This window comes from Streptomyces netropsis, from assembly GCF_014203545.1.
GTDB classification, from domain to species: domain Bacteria; phylum Actinomycetota; class Actinomycetes; order Streptomycetales; family Streptomycetaceae; genus Streptomyces; species Streptomyces netropsis.
The window spans coordinates 138139-152109 of sequence record NZ_JACHJG010000013.1 but is presented as its reverse complement, the minus strand read 5'-3'; the positions used below and the strand labels follow the sequence as shown (position 1 = coordinate 152109).

The following is a 13971-nucleotide window of genomic DNA, read 5'->3' as shown; positions in this document are numbered from 1 at the left end:
GGGATCAACTGGTGTTGGATCGCCCGCTCCGGCGGTCGACTGCCAGTTGGCGAGGCGGGGGCCCCGGGTAGCTGTCTTCGTCGTGTGCGTGATCTCCACCACGGTCCGTCGGAGGAGTTCCTGGAAGGGTGTCGTGACGACTTCGGAATGTGCTCGATCGGGAGAGTTGGCAACGGACGCGGCGACCGCGGAGTTCGCGGTGCGTGAGGCGGGCGTGCGCGGTGAGAGCGGATCGGACCGCTGTCTGACGGCAGTGGTCCCCCTCGACGCGTTACTGCCCGCCGATTCCCCCCGCGTGGCCGGGGAGGACCTCCATCATGTCCACATGCTCGCCAAGCTCGACGTCCGTCTCCCGCCGATCATCGTGCACCGCTCGACGATGCGCGTCGTCGACGGCATGCACCGGCTGCGGGCCGCGCGACTGCGCGGCGAGGACCGCATCGCGGTCCGCTTCTTCGAGGGCAGCGAGGCGGACGCCTTCGTCTACGGCGTCAGGCTCAACACCCTCCAGGGGCTGCCGCTCAGCCCGGCCGACCGCACCGCCGCCGCCGAGCGCATCATCGGCACCCACCCGCAGTGGTCGGACCGGCTGATCGCCTCGGCGACCGGTCTCGCCGCGAGCACGGTCGCCTCGCTGCGCAGGCGTTCAAGTGCGGGCAGCGTGCAGTTGAGCGCCAGGACCGGCCGCGACGGGCGGGTCCGCCCGCTCAACGCGGCGGAGGGCCGCCGACGGGCGGTCGCGCTGATCACCGCCAAGCCGCACGCCAGTCTGCGGGAGATCGCCGACGTCGCCGGGATAGCCGTCGGCACCGCGCGGGACGTACGGCAGCGGCTGCGGCTGGGTGAGGACCCGGTGCCGAAGAAGCTGCGGGAGGCCGAGAGCCGGACCGCCGCCGACGCCACCGTGGCGCTGCGCGCGACGCCCGTGGCCTCCTCGTCGGTGGCCACGGGCGGCGAGCAGCCGCTGCCCAATCTGCGCCGGGACCCCTCCCTCCGCTTCACCGAGGGCGGCCGGGCGCTGCTTCAACTGCTCAGTGCCCATGCGATGGGGGGCGACCGTTGGCAGCGGCTCGTCGAGAGCGTGCCCGCGCACCGCACCGCGATGGTGGCCCAGGCCGCCCGGAACTGCGCGGAGGCGTGGCAACGCTTCGCGCTGGAGCTGGAGCGCAAGGGCGCCTGAGCCCGCGCCCGGGTCTCCTGCGGGGAGCCGGGAGTCGGGGTCAGTCCCGCAGCCGGATGCGGAACGAACCCTGCTTGTCGGTCTGGGTGAGCGAGGCCTCGCCCCGCGCCTTGGCGTACGCACCGGTGCCGCCGGTCACGGCGGCGGTACCGGTGTGCGGGCCGCGGCCGAAGCGGTCGGTCATGGACGTCAGCACCAGGGTGCCGTTCTCGGTGCGCAGCACCCGCTGGCACTGCGTGACCACGCCCTCGTACCGGGCGAGGACCACGTCGCAGCGGTCGCTCCCGTCACCGACCCGGCGGCCGGCGCTCTCCTTGCCGTCCCTGCCGGTCTCGGTGGTGTGCACGTCGAAGTAACTCACCCAGTGGTCCCCGGCCTTGGGGTATTCGGTCCGGGTGTCGGCCTTCTCCACGGTGGTCAGCCGCAGCTCCGTGTCCTCCTGGGCGGCGGAGGCGGCGTGCGGGGACGTCAGGCCGAAGGCCACGGCACCGAGGGACGCCGCGGCGGCGACGGCGACGGCGGCGGCGACGGTACGGCGGGATCGGTCACGGAACATCGGTTCCTCCAGATCGAGTCGGGGGCGGTCCGTCGGACCGCCGGGCTCCCCCCACCCGCCTCGTCCGACGCCGCGTTCACCTCGACTCCCGACCGTACCGCCCGGCCGACGCCGCCGACAGAACATCACCCGCCAGAGAAAAGCGGTCGTCCGGTGGGACGACAACGACCCGGGATCCGTTCGCTATGCGGACAATCCGGGCGCCGGGGGCAGCTCCGCGAGGGTCGGGTACGACGGCTGCGCACCCGCCTTGGTGACGGACGCGGCGCCGACCCGCACCGCGAACCGCGCGGCCGCGGCCAGCGGGGTGCCGGCCGCGAGCCGCACCGCCAGGGCGCCGGTGAACGCGTCCCCGGCGCCCGTGGTGTCCACGGCCTTCACCGGGGTCCCCGGGACCGTCACCGGCTTCGCGTCCGCGTGGTCCAGGGCGAGCGCGCCGTCGCCGCCCAGCGTGACCACGACCGACCGGGCGCCCCGGTCCCGCAGGGCGCGGGCCCACTCGGCGGGGGTGCCGTCCGTGAGCCCGGACAGCTGCCGTGCCTCGTGCTCGTTGACCACCAACGGATCTGCGGCGGCAAGGAGTTCGGGGTCCAGCCGGTCCGGCGTGGGGGAGGGGTTGAGCACGACCCGGGTGCCGGTCTCCCGTGCGACGGCGACGGCCGCCCGTACGGTCGCGGGCGGGACCTCCAGCTGGAGCGAGAGGACCGCCGACGCCGCGACCGTCTCCCGCGCCGAGGTGACGTCGTCCGGGGTGAGGCGGTCGTTGGCGCCCGGGGAGACGACGATGGAGTTGTCCCCGTCCGGGCCCACCACGATCAGCGCGGTACCCGTCCGCGCGCCCCCCTCGACCAGCACGTGCCGCACCTCGGTGCCGGCCTCCCGCTGGGCGGCCAGCAGCAGTTCGCCGTAGGCGTCGTCACCGACCCTCGCCAGCAACGCCGTCCGGGCGCCGAGCCGGGCCGCCGCCGCGGCCTGATTGGCCCCCTTGCCGCCCGCCGACTCCACCAGGTCCGTGCCGTGCACGGTCTCGCCCGCTCCCGGGCGCCGGTCCACCCGGACCGTCAGATCCGCGTTGGCCGAACCGATCACCAGCACGTCGTACGTCCGCATGCCGCCGGACCCCGCATCGCTCACCGTCGTCCTCCTCCTGTCGTCTCCGTTGTCGCACACCGTCTCAGTGGTCGAACTCCGCCGCGTTCTCCCGCGTCACGAGGACCACGGGAACCTTCACCAGGCGCGGCAGCCGCTCGCCCTCGGATGCCCGGACCGCCCAGTCCACCGCCTGCTTGCCCAGCAGCCTCGGCTGCTGGGCCACCGTCGCCGTCAGGGTCCCGCCGCGCACGGCCTTGATCCCGTCCGGCGTGCCGTCGAAGGCGACGACCTTCACCCCCTTGCCCGCCGCGGAGCCGAGCGCCTTGGCCGCGCCCAGCGCCATCTCGTCGTTGGCGGCGAACACCCCGGTGATGTCCCGGTGCGACTGGCGCATGTTGGCCATCACGTCCATGCCCTTGGTGCGGTCGAAGTCGGCGGGCTGCCGGGCGACGACCTCGATGCCCGGGTACGCCTTGATGCCTTCCTCGAAGCCCTTGCCGCGCTCGCGGGCGGCGGACGTACCCGGCTGGCCCTCCAGGAAAGCCACCTTCCCCTTGCCGCCGAGCGACGTGGCGAGCGCCCTCGCGGCCAGCCGCCCGCCCGCGACGTTGTCGGAAGCGATCGTGGAGCCGACCCGGCCGCCGTTCACCCCCCGGTCGATGGAGATCACCGGCACGTCCGCCCGGTTCGCCACGCCCACCGCGGGCACCGCCGCGTCGGAGTCGACCGGGTTGATGATGGCCGCCTTGACGTTCTGGCTGGTGAACGTCTCCATCTGGTTGATCTGCTGCGTCGGGTCGTTCTGCGCGTCCGTGATGTTGATCTTCAGGCCGCGCGCGGCGGCCTCTGCCTGCGCACCCTTCTTGATGCCGACGAAGAAGGGGTTGTTCATCGTGGAGAGCGCGAGCCCCAGATCCGTGTGGCCGCCCCGGTCGCAGCCGGACAGCGCCAGCGACCCGGCCAGCACCGCCACCGCGGCGAGCACTCCCGTGCGCCCCCTCATCGGGCGCTCCGGCGGCGCAGGGTGTCCAGGAGCACGGCCAGCGCGATGACGAGGCCCGTCGCCACCTGCTGCCAGAAGGCGGAGACGCTCAGCAGATTGAGACCGTTGCGCAGCACCGCGAGGATCAGCGCCCCGATCAGGGTGCCGGACGCCTTGCCGGAGCCACCCGACAGACTCGCCCCGCCGATCACGACGGCGGCGATGGCGTCCAGTTCGTAGCCCGCCGCGGCCTGCGGCTGAGCCGACGTCAGCCGGGCGGCCAGCACGATGCCCGCCACGGCGGCGAACAGCCCGGAGAGGGCGTAGATGACAAGCTTGCGGCGCTTGACGTCGATCCCCGACAGCCGGGCCGCCTCCTCGTTGCCGCCGATCGCGAACATCGCCCGGCCCGTGTACGTACGGGCCAGGACCAGCGCCGCGATCAGCCCCATCGCCACCATCACCAGCACCGGCACCGGCAGCCAGCCGCCGAGGGTGTCACCGAGCCGGCCGACCGAGGAGGGGAAGGCGATCGGCGAACCACCAGAGATCACCAGGGCGAGACCGCGGCCGATCGAGAGCATCGCCAGCGTGGCGATGAAGGCCGGCAGCCTCCCGTACGCGACCAGGGCGCCGGAGACCAGCCCGGCCGCCGCGCCGACGGCGAGGCCGAGGAGCACGGCCATCCACACGGGCAGGCCCCCGGAGGTGGCGGCCCACGCGACGACGGTCGCCGACAGCGCGGCCACCGACCCGACGGACAGATCGATGCCCGCCGACACGATCACGAACGTCACACCGAAGGCCAAGATCGCCGTCACCGACGCCTGGACGCCGACGTTCAGGAGGTTCTGACCGTTCAGGAAGTCCCGGGACAGCACCGCCATCACCACGACCAGGGCGATCAGACCGCCCAGCGGGCCGTTGCGCAGCACCGCCCTCGTGAACCACTGCCCGGAAACGCTCCCGGGCGCCCGCAGCACCTCAGCCGACATCGGAGCCCTCCATCGCGCTCTCGTACGTGTTCTTCGTATCCGTGGCCGGCCGCACGGCCAGTTCCATCACGGCGTCCTGCGTGGCCGCGTCGCCCGACAGCTCGCCCACCAGCCGGCCCTGCGCCATCACCAGCACCCGGTCGCTCATCCCGAGCACCTCGGGCAGATCGCTGGAGATCATCAGCACCGCGCAGCCCGCCGCCGTCAGCTCGTTGACGACTCTGTAGATCTCGACCTTGGCGCCGACGTCGATGCCGCGCGTCGGCTCGTCGAGGATCAGCAGCCGGGTGCCGGCCAGCAGCCACTTGCCGATGACGATCTTCTGCTGGTTGCCGCCGGACAGGGTGCGCGCCGACTGCTCCAGCCCGCTCATTCGCACCTTCAGCCGCGCCGCGACCTCCGCCGCCGCGCGGCGCTGACCGCGCCGGTCGACCAGCCCGCCCCGGGTGTCCCGCTCCAGCCGGGCCAGCGTGAGGTTGTCCCGCAGCGAGGCGTCCAGCAACAGCCCCTGGCCCTTGCGGTCCTCGGGCACGAGCCCGACGCCGGCCCGCATCGCGGCCCGCACGTCACCCCGGGGCAGCACCCGGCCGTCCACCTCGACGGTGCCGGCGTCGTACCGGTCGACGCCGAACAGCGCCCGCGCCACCTCGGTGCGGCCCGCGCCGACCAGCCCGGCCAGCCCGACCACCTCCCCGGCCCGGACCTCGAAGCCGACGTCCCGGAAGGCGGCGCCCTGCCGACCGCCGCCGTCGCGGGTGAGGCCGCGCACCCGCAGCAGGGGCGCGCCCGGCCGCTCGGGCCGCTGCCGCGGGTACTGCTCGGCGATGTCCCGGCCGACCATCAGCCGGATCAGCTCGTCCTCGTCCGTCCCGGCGGGCACCTCGGTCACCGAACGGCCGTCCCGCAGGACGGTGACCCGGTCGCCGAGGGCGGCGATCTCCTCCAGATGGTGGGTGATGAAGATGATCCCGACGCCGCTCGCGCGCAGTTCGCGGACGATCCCGAAGAGCGTGGCCACCTCCTCGGAGGTGAGCACCGCGGTCGGCTCGTCCATGATCAGAACGCGTGCGTCCAGGCTCAGGGCCTTGGCGATCTCCACCATCTGGAGCCGGGCTATGCCGAGTTCGGCCACCGGTGTGGTGGGGGAGACGTCCAGGCGGACCCGGCGCAGCAGCTCCGCGGCCCGGGCGCGCATGGCGCGCTTGTCGATCAGGCCGAGGGAGGTGCGCGGCTGCCGTCCCAGGAAGATGTTCTCGGCCACCGTGAGGCCGGGGACGAGATTGAACTCCTGGTAGATGGTGGCGATGCCCAGGCGCTCGGCGTCCTGCGCGGAGCGGATGGCCACCTCCTCGCCGTCCACCAGGATGCGGCCCTCGTCGGGGCGGTGCGCGCCGGAGAGCATCTTGATGAGCGTGCTCTTGCCCGCGCCGTTCTCCCCGAGCAGGACGTGCACCTCGCCCGCGCGCAGGCTCAGGTCCACGCCGTCCAGCGCGCGGACCCCGGGGAAGGACTTGGTGACTCCTTCCACCCGTAGCAGTTCGCGGCCGCCCGGTACGTCGTCGTTGACGCCGGTCATGCGCTGCCCCTCTCGATCGTCGGTGGGTCGGTCCCTCAGTGGGACGGTCCTGGGTGGGTGGGGCCCTCGCCGCACGAGCGGCGGACGACGAGCCGCGCGGGCAGCAGCACCGAGTCGGCCGGGCGGCCCTCGATCCGCTCCAGCAGGGCGTGCACGGCGGCCCGGCCGAGGTCGCGGGTCGGCTGGGCGATGGCGGTGAGCGGCGGGTCGGTGTGCGCGAACCACGGCACGTCGTCGAAGGCCACGAGCGCCACGTCGTCCGGGACCCGCAGGCCCCGCGCCCGGACCTCGTCCAGAGCGCCCAGCGCCATCAGGTTGTCGGTGGCCAGCACCGCGTCGGGCGGTTCGGGCAGATCCAGCAGCTCCCGCATCACCCGCCGGCCCCCGCCGGGGCCGAGGTCGGGCGACGAGCCGATCCGCTCCGCGGGCAGCGCGATGCCGTGCGTGGCGAGGGCGGTCGCGAACAGCTCCAGACGCTCGTCGCCGATGGGGGTCCCGGCGGGCGCGACGATCACGGCGGGCCGGTGCCTGCCCAGGGCCGCGAGATGCGCGGCGAGGTCGGTCAGGGCCGCTCCGCCGGCCGCCCGCACACACGGGGCGGCGATCCCGGGGACCGTGCGGTCGAGGAGCACCAGCGGGGTGTCGGAGGCGACGACCTCGCCGAGCATCTCCGACCCGGTGCCGGCGGAGCTGACCATCAGCCCGTCGATCCGGCGGTCCAGCAGGGTGCGGATGTAGTCGTCCTGCTGCTGCGGGCTCTCGCCCGCGTTACCGATGATGAGGCTGTACCCCAGCCGCCGGGCCTCCTGCTCCACGGCGTCGGCCAGCTCGGTGAAGAACGGGTTCCGCAGATCGCTGATGACCAGCCCGAGCGTGCGGGTGCGGGCGGTGCGCAGCGACCGGGCGACCACGTTGGGGCGGTAGCCGAGCTCGTGGACGGCGGCCAGGACGCGCTCGCGGGTTTCGGCCACGGGAGAGCGGCCGTTCAGCACGCGGGAGACGGTGGCCACCGATACGCCGGCCCGCTCGGCCACGTCCTTGATGTTCGCCATGGAGCCTCCGGCCGCCGGTGTGTAATCGATTTCGCGCGTTCGCGACGGGGACAGGTAATCGATTACACGGCCATGGCGTCAAGAACTCGCCAATGTGACGCGCGGCACAGGCGGCTTGGCCGAAACGGTGTCCGTGCCGGGCGGGGTCAGCCGGACCAGGACCAGTCGACGACCTCCGGCAGGTCCACCCCGTGTTCGCGGATCCAGGCGTGGTGGCGGGTGCGGACGTCGGCCATGGTCTGCCGTACGGACGCCGCGCGGACGCCCAGACCGGGGACCCGGTCGATGACGTCCATGACGAGGCGGTAGCGGTCGAGGTCGTTGCGGACGACCATGTCGAACGGCGTGGTCGTCGCGCCCCTCTCCTTGTAGCCGCGCACATGCAGGTGGGCGTGGCCGGTGCGGCGGTAGGTGAGGCGGTGGATCAGCCACGGATAGCCGTGGTACGCGAAGACGACCGGTTTGTCGGGGGTGAACAGCGCGTCGTACTCCGCGTCGGTCATCCCGTGCGGGTGTTCCCCCTGCGGCAGGAGCCGGGTCATGTCGACGACGTTGACGACGCGTACGGTCAGCTCGGGCAGATGGCGGCGGATCAGGTCGGCGGCGGCCAGCGTCTCCTGGGTGGGGACGTCGCCCGCGCAGCCGAGCACGACGTCCGGTTCCCGCTCGCCGGTCTCCGTGCCCGCCCAGTCCCACACCCCCGCGCCCCGCGCGCAGTGGGCGCGGGCCTCGTCCATGCCGAGCCAGTCGAAGCAGGGCTGCTTGCCCGCGACGATGACGTTGACGTAGTCGCGGCTGCGCAGGGCGTGATCGGCCACGGACAGCAGGGTGTTGGCGTCCGGCGGCAGATACACCCGCACGACCTCGGGGGACTTGTTGAGGACGTGGTCGACGAAGCCGGGGTCCTGGTGGGAGAAGCCGTTGTGGTCCTGGCGCCAGACGTGCGAGGTGAGCAGGTAGTTGAGCGAGGCCACCGGGCGGCGCCAGGGCAGGGCGCGGGAGGTCCGCAGCCACTTGATGTGCTGGTTGACCATGGAGTCGACGATGTGGACGAACGCCTCGTAGCACGAGAACACCCCATGACGGCCCGTCAGCAGATACCCCTCCAGCCAGCCCTGGCAGAGGTGCTCGGAGAGCACCTCCATCACCCGTCCGCCCGGGACCAGATGCTCGTCGGTGTCGAGGGTGAGGGCCTGCCACGCCTTGCCGGTGGCGGCGTAGAGCGCCTCCAGCCGGTTGGAGTCGGTCTCGTCCGGGCCGACCACACGGAAGTTCCGGCTCCCGGCCGTGTCGGCCATGATCTGGGCGAGGAACCGGCCGAGGATGCGGGTCGGCTCGTGCAGCGCCGCCCCGGGCTTGTCGACGGGGACGGCGAAGTGCTCCAGCGGCGGCATCGGCAGGGACCGCAGCAACAGGCCGCCGTTGGTGTGCGGATTGGCCCCCAGCCGCCGCTCGCCCTCCGGCACACAGGCCAGCACCTCCGGGCGGGGCCCGCCGTGCTCGTCGAAGAGTTCCTCCGGCCGGTACGAGCGCAGCCAGTCCTCGAGTTGGCGCAGGTGCTCGGGGTTGTCGCGGACCTGGGACAGCGGGACCTGGTGGGAGCGCCAGGTGCCTTCGACGGGCACCCCGTCGACCTCGGCCGGACCGGTCCAGCCCTTGGGGGTGCGCAGCACGATCACGGGCCAGTGCGGCCGGTCGGTGACGCCGTCCTCGCGGGCGACGCGCTGGGCGACGGCGATGTGGTCCAGCGCCCGGTCCATGGCGTGCGCCATCGCCCGGTGCACCTGCGCCGGGTCGTCGCCGGTCACGTAGAGGGGTTCGTGGCCGTAGCCGCGCAGCAACCTGTCCAGTTCTTCCTCGGGCAGACGGGCGAGGACCGTGGGGTTGGCGATCTTGTAGCCGTTGAGGTGCAGGATCGGCAGGACCGCGCCGTCGTGGACGGGGTCGAGGAATTTGTTCGCGTGCCAGGACGTGGCGAGCGGGCCGGTCTCGGCCTCGCCGTCACCGACGACGCAGGCGACCAGCAGGCCGGGGTTGTCCAGGGCGGCGCCGTAGGCGTGGGCGAGGGAGTAGCCCAGCTCGCCGCCCTCGTGGATCGAACCGGGTGTCTCCGGGGCCACGTGGCTGGGCACCCCGCCGGGGAAGGAGAACTGCCTGAAGAGCGCTTCCATGCCCGCCGCGTCCCGGCTCACGTCCGGGTAGACCTCGCGGTAGCTGCCCTCCAGCCAGGAGTTGGCGAGCACGGCGGGCCCGCCGTGTCCCGGGCCCCAGACGCAGATCGCGTCGAGGTCCCGTGCCTTGACGACACGGTTGAGGTGGGTGTGCACGAGGTTGAGGCCCGGGGAGGTGCCCCAGTGCCCCAGCAGTCGTGGCTTGATGTGCTCCGGCTCCAGCGGCACCGCCAGCAGCGGGTTGCTCAGCAGGTAGATCTGGCCGACCGACAGGTAGTTGGCCGCGCGCCAGTGGGCGTCCAGGGCCGCGACGTCGCGGTCGGTGAGGTCGTGGGCACCCGGCTCGGCGGAGGGGGCGAAGGGCTGCGGATGCGGGGCCACGGGGTCTCCTCGGTGATGGCCGGACGGAGCTGCCGCTGCCGCGAGTACCCCGTCCGGGGCGGGGGGAAACGGCGGTACGGCGGGCGGGGCCGGTTCTCCCCCCTGCCCACGCACTCACCCCGTGTGACGGATCGCTTGCTCCGAGTCGCGCGTTCGGACCCTGCGCGGCATGCTGAGAGCCGTGGCCGACACCGGCCGCCCCGGCCCCGGCGCCGATCCGTTCACGGGTACGCGAGGGTGGCGGCCGGGCGGACGGCGTTCCGGCCGGCACTCCTTGTCGCACGAGCGAGGGGACCACTGTGACCATGGCCGAGACGACGTCCCCCCGGTGGGTGCGCGACGCACCCGACACGGCAGCCCTCTTCGTACGGATGGCCGCCCTCCCCGACGGCCCCGAGCGCGACCGGCTGCGGCAGGAGGCGATCGCCGCGTGGCTGCCGATGGCCGAGCGCATCAGCCGGCGGTTCCGCGCGAGCGGGGAGAGCCCGGCGGATCTCCGGCAGGTGGCGGCCCTGGCGCTGGTCAACGCCGTGGACCGGTTCGATCCGGAGCTGGGGTTCGCCTTCGAGTCCTTCGCCGTCCCCACCATCAACGGCGAACTCAAACGGCACGTCCGCGACCATGTGTGGTCCCTGCGCATCCCGCGCAGGGACCAGGAGCTCCGCTCCGCCGTCCGCTCCGCCCAGGGGCGGCTGGAACAGCGCGGCACCGGGGGCCGGTTCACCCTCGCCGAGCTGGCCGTGGAGGCCGGACTGACGGAGGGGGAGGTGCGGCGCGGGCTCGACGCCGACGGGGTGCACCGCACGCTGTCGCTGGACCAGCCGTCGGCCGGGCTGGGGGAGCTGCCGCTCGCCGACACCCTCGGCCGCGCCGACCGCACCCTGGACCTGGTCATCGACCGCCAGTCGCTCAGGCCCCTGCTGGACGCGCTGCCCGAACGGGAGAAGACCGTCCTGTACTGGCGGTTCTTCGCGGGCCTCACCCAGAAACAGATCGGCGCGCGGCTGGGCGTCTCCCAGATGCAGATCTCCCGCATCCTCACCCGCACCTGCGCCCGGCTGCGCGAGCAGCTGCTCGCGCCGGTGTGAGGCCTGCCCCGGTGGTGACCCGGAAGCCATCCGGCCGTCACGGCCCCCGCCCGTCCACCGTCGAAGGGATCCCCCTCATGCTGATGGCTCACCCGGCGGTTCTGCGCGACCTGCTCGACCGGTACGAAAGGCTGCGGGCCGTCGCGGGCGAGCGGGTCGTCCGTGCTCAGGTCTACCGGCAGCTCCAGGACACCGCCTACACCCTGTGCGTCACCACCGGCACCCGCGACATCGACGCCGCCCTGCGCGCCGCGCGCTCGCGCGCGGCGCAGTACCCGACGGCCGAGGCCGTCGTCGCCGTCTGATCGCTCCTCCCCCTACAACGACAGGCAGGCGCATCACCATGACCTCACGCCATACGCATCTGACCCCCGACCTGCCCCCGATCGTCGAGGTACCCGACCTCCCCGGCGCCCAGCGCCCCCATGACCCCCGCACCGACCACGGCGAACGCGAGCCGCGCCGCGAGGAGCCGCCCGACGGCTCGCCCGGGCAGCGCGCGCCCGCGGACTGAGGCCCGGCCGTACGGCGGGCGACGGCGTCCGGACATGGCAGTGGCGTCCACCATGAAGAACATGGTGGACGCCACGGACGCGCGAGCAAGGGCTCCGGCGGCTGACTGTGGCTCCCTTCCCGCGCGGGCTGCGCGGACGCGGTCTGCTGCCCGCGTCTTAAGGGAGGGCTCAGTGGTGGCCGTTGTGCCCGTTGTGGCCGTCGTGGCCCTTGTTCCCGTGGTGGCCGTCGGCGTTGACGCAGGTGTTGCCGAAGGTCGGGTTCAGCAGAGCGACGATGTCAATGGTGTTGCCGCAGAGGTTGATCGGGATGTGCACCGGCACCTGAATGACGTTGCCGGAGACGATGCCGGGCGAACCCACGGCCACACCCTTCGCGCCGGCGTCGGCGACGGCGATGCCCGCCGCACCCGAGAGGGCGGTGCCGGCGGCGACGGTCAGGATGGCTGCCTTGGCGATACGCGACATGGCTAAACCTTTCTAAGGGGCGTTGAGCGGCAATTGTTACCGCCGGAATGGCGGCGGTTGAGTCAATTTGGACTCCAAAGGGCATGATTAACCCGGAAAGGCCAATAAGTCGTATGAAATGCGGGGTGTGATGTTTCTCTGAATTCCGTCGATATTCCGACGTTTTTGCGGCGCGTTTTTCCTCGGTTTTCCGCCGGTGTTTCCCCGCCGTCGGCCGGGGGCCCGGGGTGATCGCCGCGCCCTCTCCGGCGCGGCCGGGCCTGTGACCTGCGTCACCGGCCGTGGGTGTCCGCCCCTTCACCGCACCCCCGTGCCGCTCCGCCGAGGGCATGCTCTAAGGTGCGCGTTTGGCGTGGCCGCCCCTGTCTACGTACAGTTCTTCGAAGCTTCAATTGATCAGACGAACTGGGAAACGACAGCGCCGATGACGGTCACAGAAGAAAGCCGCGACGGTGCAGGTCGCCAGTCCGGTGAGTCCGGTATCGATCCGGAGCGCATGGCGATGTGCCTGAGCGTGCTCGAGGAACTCGACGCCCTGCCGGTCGACCACCCCGACGCGATCGAGATCCGACGGGCCACCGCGGGGATCTACCGGACCGTCAAGCAGCGCCGCCGCCAGGAGCGCCGGGCCGCCAAGACCGCCAACGACCGGGCCGTGACCGAGGCCACCGCCACCGGTGCCGCCGACCGCATCGACGACGAGACGCGCGGCATACCCCTGGCCGCCACCTCCGCCGCCCAGATCGTCGGCATCCTGGAGCGCCCCCGCTCCTGCTACATCTGCAAGACCCGTTACACCGAGGTCGACGCCTTCTACCACCAGCTGTGCCAGCCCTGCGCCGCGGAGAACCGCGCCCGCCGGGACGCCCGCACGGACCTGACCGGCAAGCGCGCGCTGCTCACCGGCGGCCGGGCGAAGATCGGCATGTACATCGCGCTGCGGCTGCTGCGCGACGGTGCGCACACCACCGTCACCACGCGCTTCCCCAACGACGCCATCCGGCGGTTCAAGGCCATGCCGGACAGCGCGGACTGGCTGCACCGCCTCAAGATCGTCGGCATCGACCTGCGCGACCCCGCCCAGGTCGTCGCCCTGGCCGACTCCGTCGCCGCCGAGGGCCCGCTCGACATCCTGATCAACAACGCGGCCCAGACCGTGCGTCGCAGCCCCTCCGCCTACCGTGAGCTGGTCGCCGCCGAGGCCGCCCCGCTGCCCGCCGGCGAGCTGCCCGCCTCGATCGTCTTCGGTGCCTTCGGCAGCGGCGCCCAGGCGGCCCTGCCCGCCCCGGCGGGCAGCCGGCACGACGAGCTGACCCCCCAGGCCCTCACCGACCTGGCCCTGACCAGCGGCTCCGCCTCCCTCGCGCGGGTCGAGGCGGGCACCGCGATCGACGCGGGCGGGCTCGTACCCGACCTGGACGCCACGAACACCTGGGTCCAGACGGTCAGCGAGGTCGACCCCGTCGAGCTCCTCGAAGTGCAGCTGTGCAATGTGACCGCGCCGTTCGTGCTGGTCAGCCGACTGCGCCCGGCCATGGCCGCGTCCGCTGCCCGCCGCAAGTACGTCGTGAACGTCTCCGCCATGGAGGGCGTGTTCAGCCGCGGCTACAAGGGCGCCGGCCACCCGCACACCAACATGGCCAAGGCCGCCCTGAACATGCTCACCCGCACCAGCGCCCAGGAGATGCTGGAGGCCGACGGAATCCTGATGACCGCCGTCGACACCGGCTGGATCACCGACGAGCGCCCGCACCCGGACAAGGTGCGCCTCGCCGAGGAGGGCTTCCACGCCCCCCTCGACCTCGTCGACGGCGCGGCCCGGGTCTACGACCCGATCGTCCGCGGTGAGCAGGGCGAGGACCTCTACGGCTGCTTCCTCAAGGACTACGCCCCCGCCAACTGGTGACCGCGCCGCGGC

11 protein-coding genes and 1 pseudogene are annotated in these 13971 nt (G+C 72.8%); 5 read left to right on the top strand and 7 right to left on the bottom strand.

The annotated features are described in order from the left end of the window. Nucleotides 1–166 precede the first annotated feature (166 nt). The gene (locus FHS38_RS27205; protein WP_229822780.1) at nt 167–1180 is read left to right on the top strand and encodes a ParB N-terminal domain-containing protein; all 1014 of its coding nucleotides are present in this window, start codon (nt 167–169) and stop codon (nt 1178–1180) included. A 40-nt stretch (nt 1181–1220) separates the two neighbouring features. Here the strand turns inward: FHS38_RS27205 and FHS38_RS27200 are convergent, their stop codons facing one another. The 6 genes and pseudogenes from FHS38_RS27200 to FHS38_RS27170 form a co-directional block, all read right to left on the bottom strand. After that, nucleotides 1221–1736: a hypothetical protein gene (locus FHS38_RS27200; RefSeq protein ID WP_184737885.1), complete on the bottom strand. Its 516-nt coding sequence runs from the start codon at nt 1734–1736 to the stop codon at nt 1221–1223. Between the two features lie 183 nt (nt 1737–1919). Further along, nucleotides 1920–2846 carry a ribokinase gene (gene rbsK / locus FHS38_RS27195; protein ID WP_184738074.1) on the bottom strand — a complete coding sequence of 309 codons (927 nt, stop codon included), beginning with the start codon at nt 2844–2846 and terminating at the stop codon, nt 1920–1922. 64 nt (nt 2847–2910) lie between these two features. Continuing rightward, nucleotides 2911–4805 (bottom strand): annotated as a pseudogene (locus FHS38_RS35685) (ABC transporter permease/substrate-binding protein). After that, a complete protein-coding gene (locus FHS38_RS27180) occupies nt 4795–6381 on the bottom strand; it encodes a sugar ABC transporter ATP-binding protein (RefSeq protein WP_184737878.1) in 1587 nt (528 codons plus the stop codon). Before FHS38_RS27180 ends, FHS38_RS35685 begins: the two are co-directional and overlap by 11 nt. A gap of 35 nt (nt 6382–6416) precedes the next feature. Continuing rightward, nucleotides 6417–7433, bottom strand: coding sequence for a LacI family DNA-binding transcriptional regulator (locus FHS38_RS27175; RefSeq protein WP_184737877.1), 1017 nt, complete (start codon nt 7431–7433; stop codon nt 6417–6419). Nucleotides 7434–7579: 146 nt separating this feature from the next. Continuing rightward, a complete protein-coding gene (locus FHS38_RS27170) occupies nt 7580–9985 on the bottom strand; it encodes a phosphoketolase family protein (protein ID WP_184737875.1) in 2406 nt (801 codons plus the stop codon). A gap of 305 nt (nt 9986–10290) precedes the next feature. On the opposite strand from FHS38_RS27170, the gene FHS38_RS27165 reads away from it, so the two are divergent. The 3 genes from FHS38_RS27165 (at nt 10291) to FHS38_RS27155 (ending at nt 11587) form a co-directional block, all read left to right on the top strand. Then, entirely contained in the window at nt 10291–11073 is a 783-nt protein-coding gene (locus tag FHS38_RS27165; RefSeq protein WP_184737873.1) for a sigma-70 family RNA polymerase sigma factor, read from the top strand. Between the two features lie 77 nt (nt 11074–11150). Beyond that, nucleotides 11151–11378, top strand: coding sequence for a DUF5133 domain-containing protein (locus tag FHS38_RS27160; protein ID WP_184737870.1), 228 nt, complete (start codon nt 11151–11153; stop codon nt 11376–11378). 38 nt (nt 11379–11416) lie between these two features. Further along, entirely contained in the window at nt 11417–11587 is a 171-nt protein-coding gene (locus FHS38_RS27155; protein ID WP_184737868.1) for a hypothetical protein, read from the top strand. Nucleotides 11588–11756: 169 nt separating this feature from the next. On the opposite strand, the gene FHS38_RS27150 is transcribed toward FHS38_RS27155, so the two are convergent. Then, on the bottom strand, nt 11757–12053 hold the full coding sequence (locus tag FHS38_RS27150) for a chaplin (RefSeq protein WP_184737866.1): 297 nt from the start codon (nt 12051–12053) through the stop codon (nt 11757–11759). A 424-nt stretch (nt 12054–12477) separates the two neighbouring features. On the opposite strand from FHS38_RS27150, the gene FHS38_RS27145 reads away from it, so the two are divergent. Further along, the gene (locus FHS38_RS27145; protein WP_184737864.1) at nt 12478–13959 is read left to right on the top strand and encodes an SDR family NAD(P)-dependent oxidoreductase; all 1482 of its coding nucleotides are present in this window, start codon (nt 12478–12480) and stop codon (nt 13957–13959) included. The last annotated feature ends 12 nt before the right edge of the window (nt 13960–13971 follow it).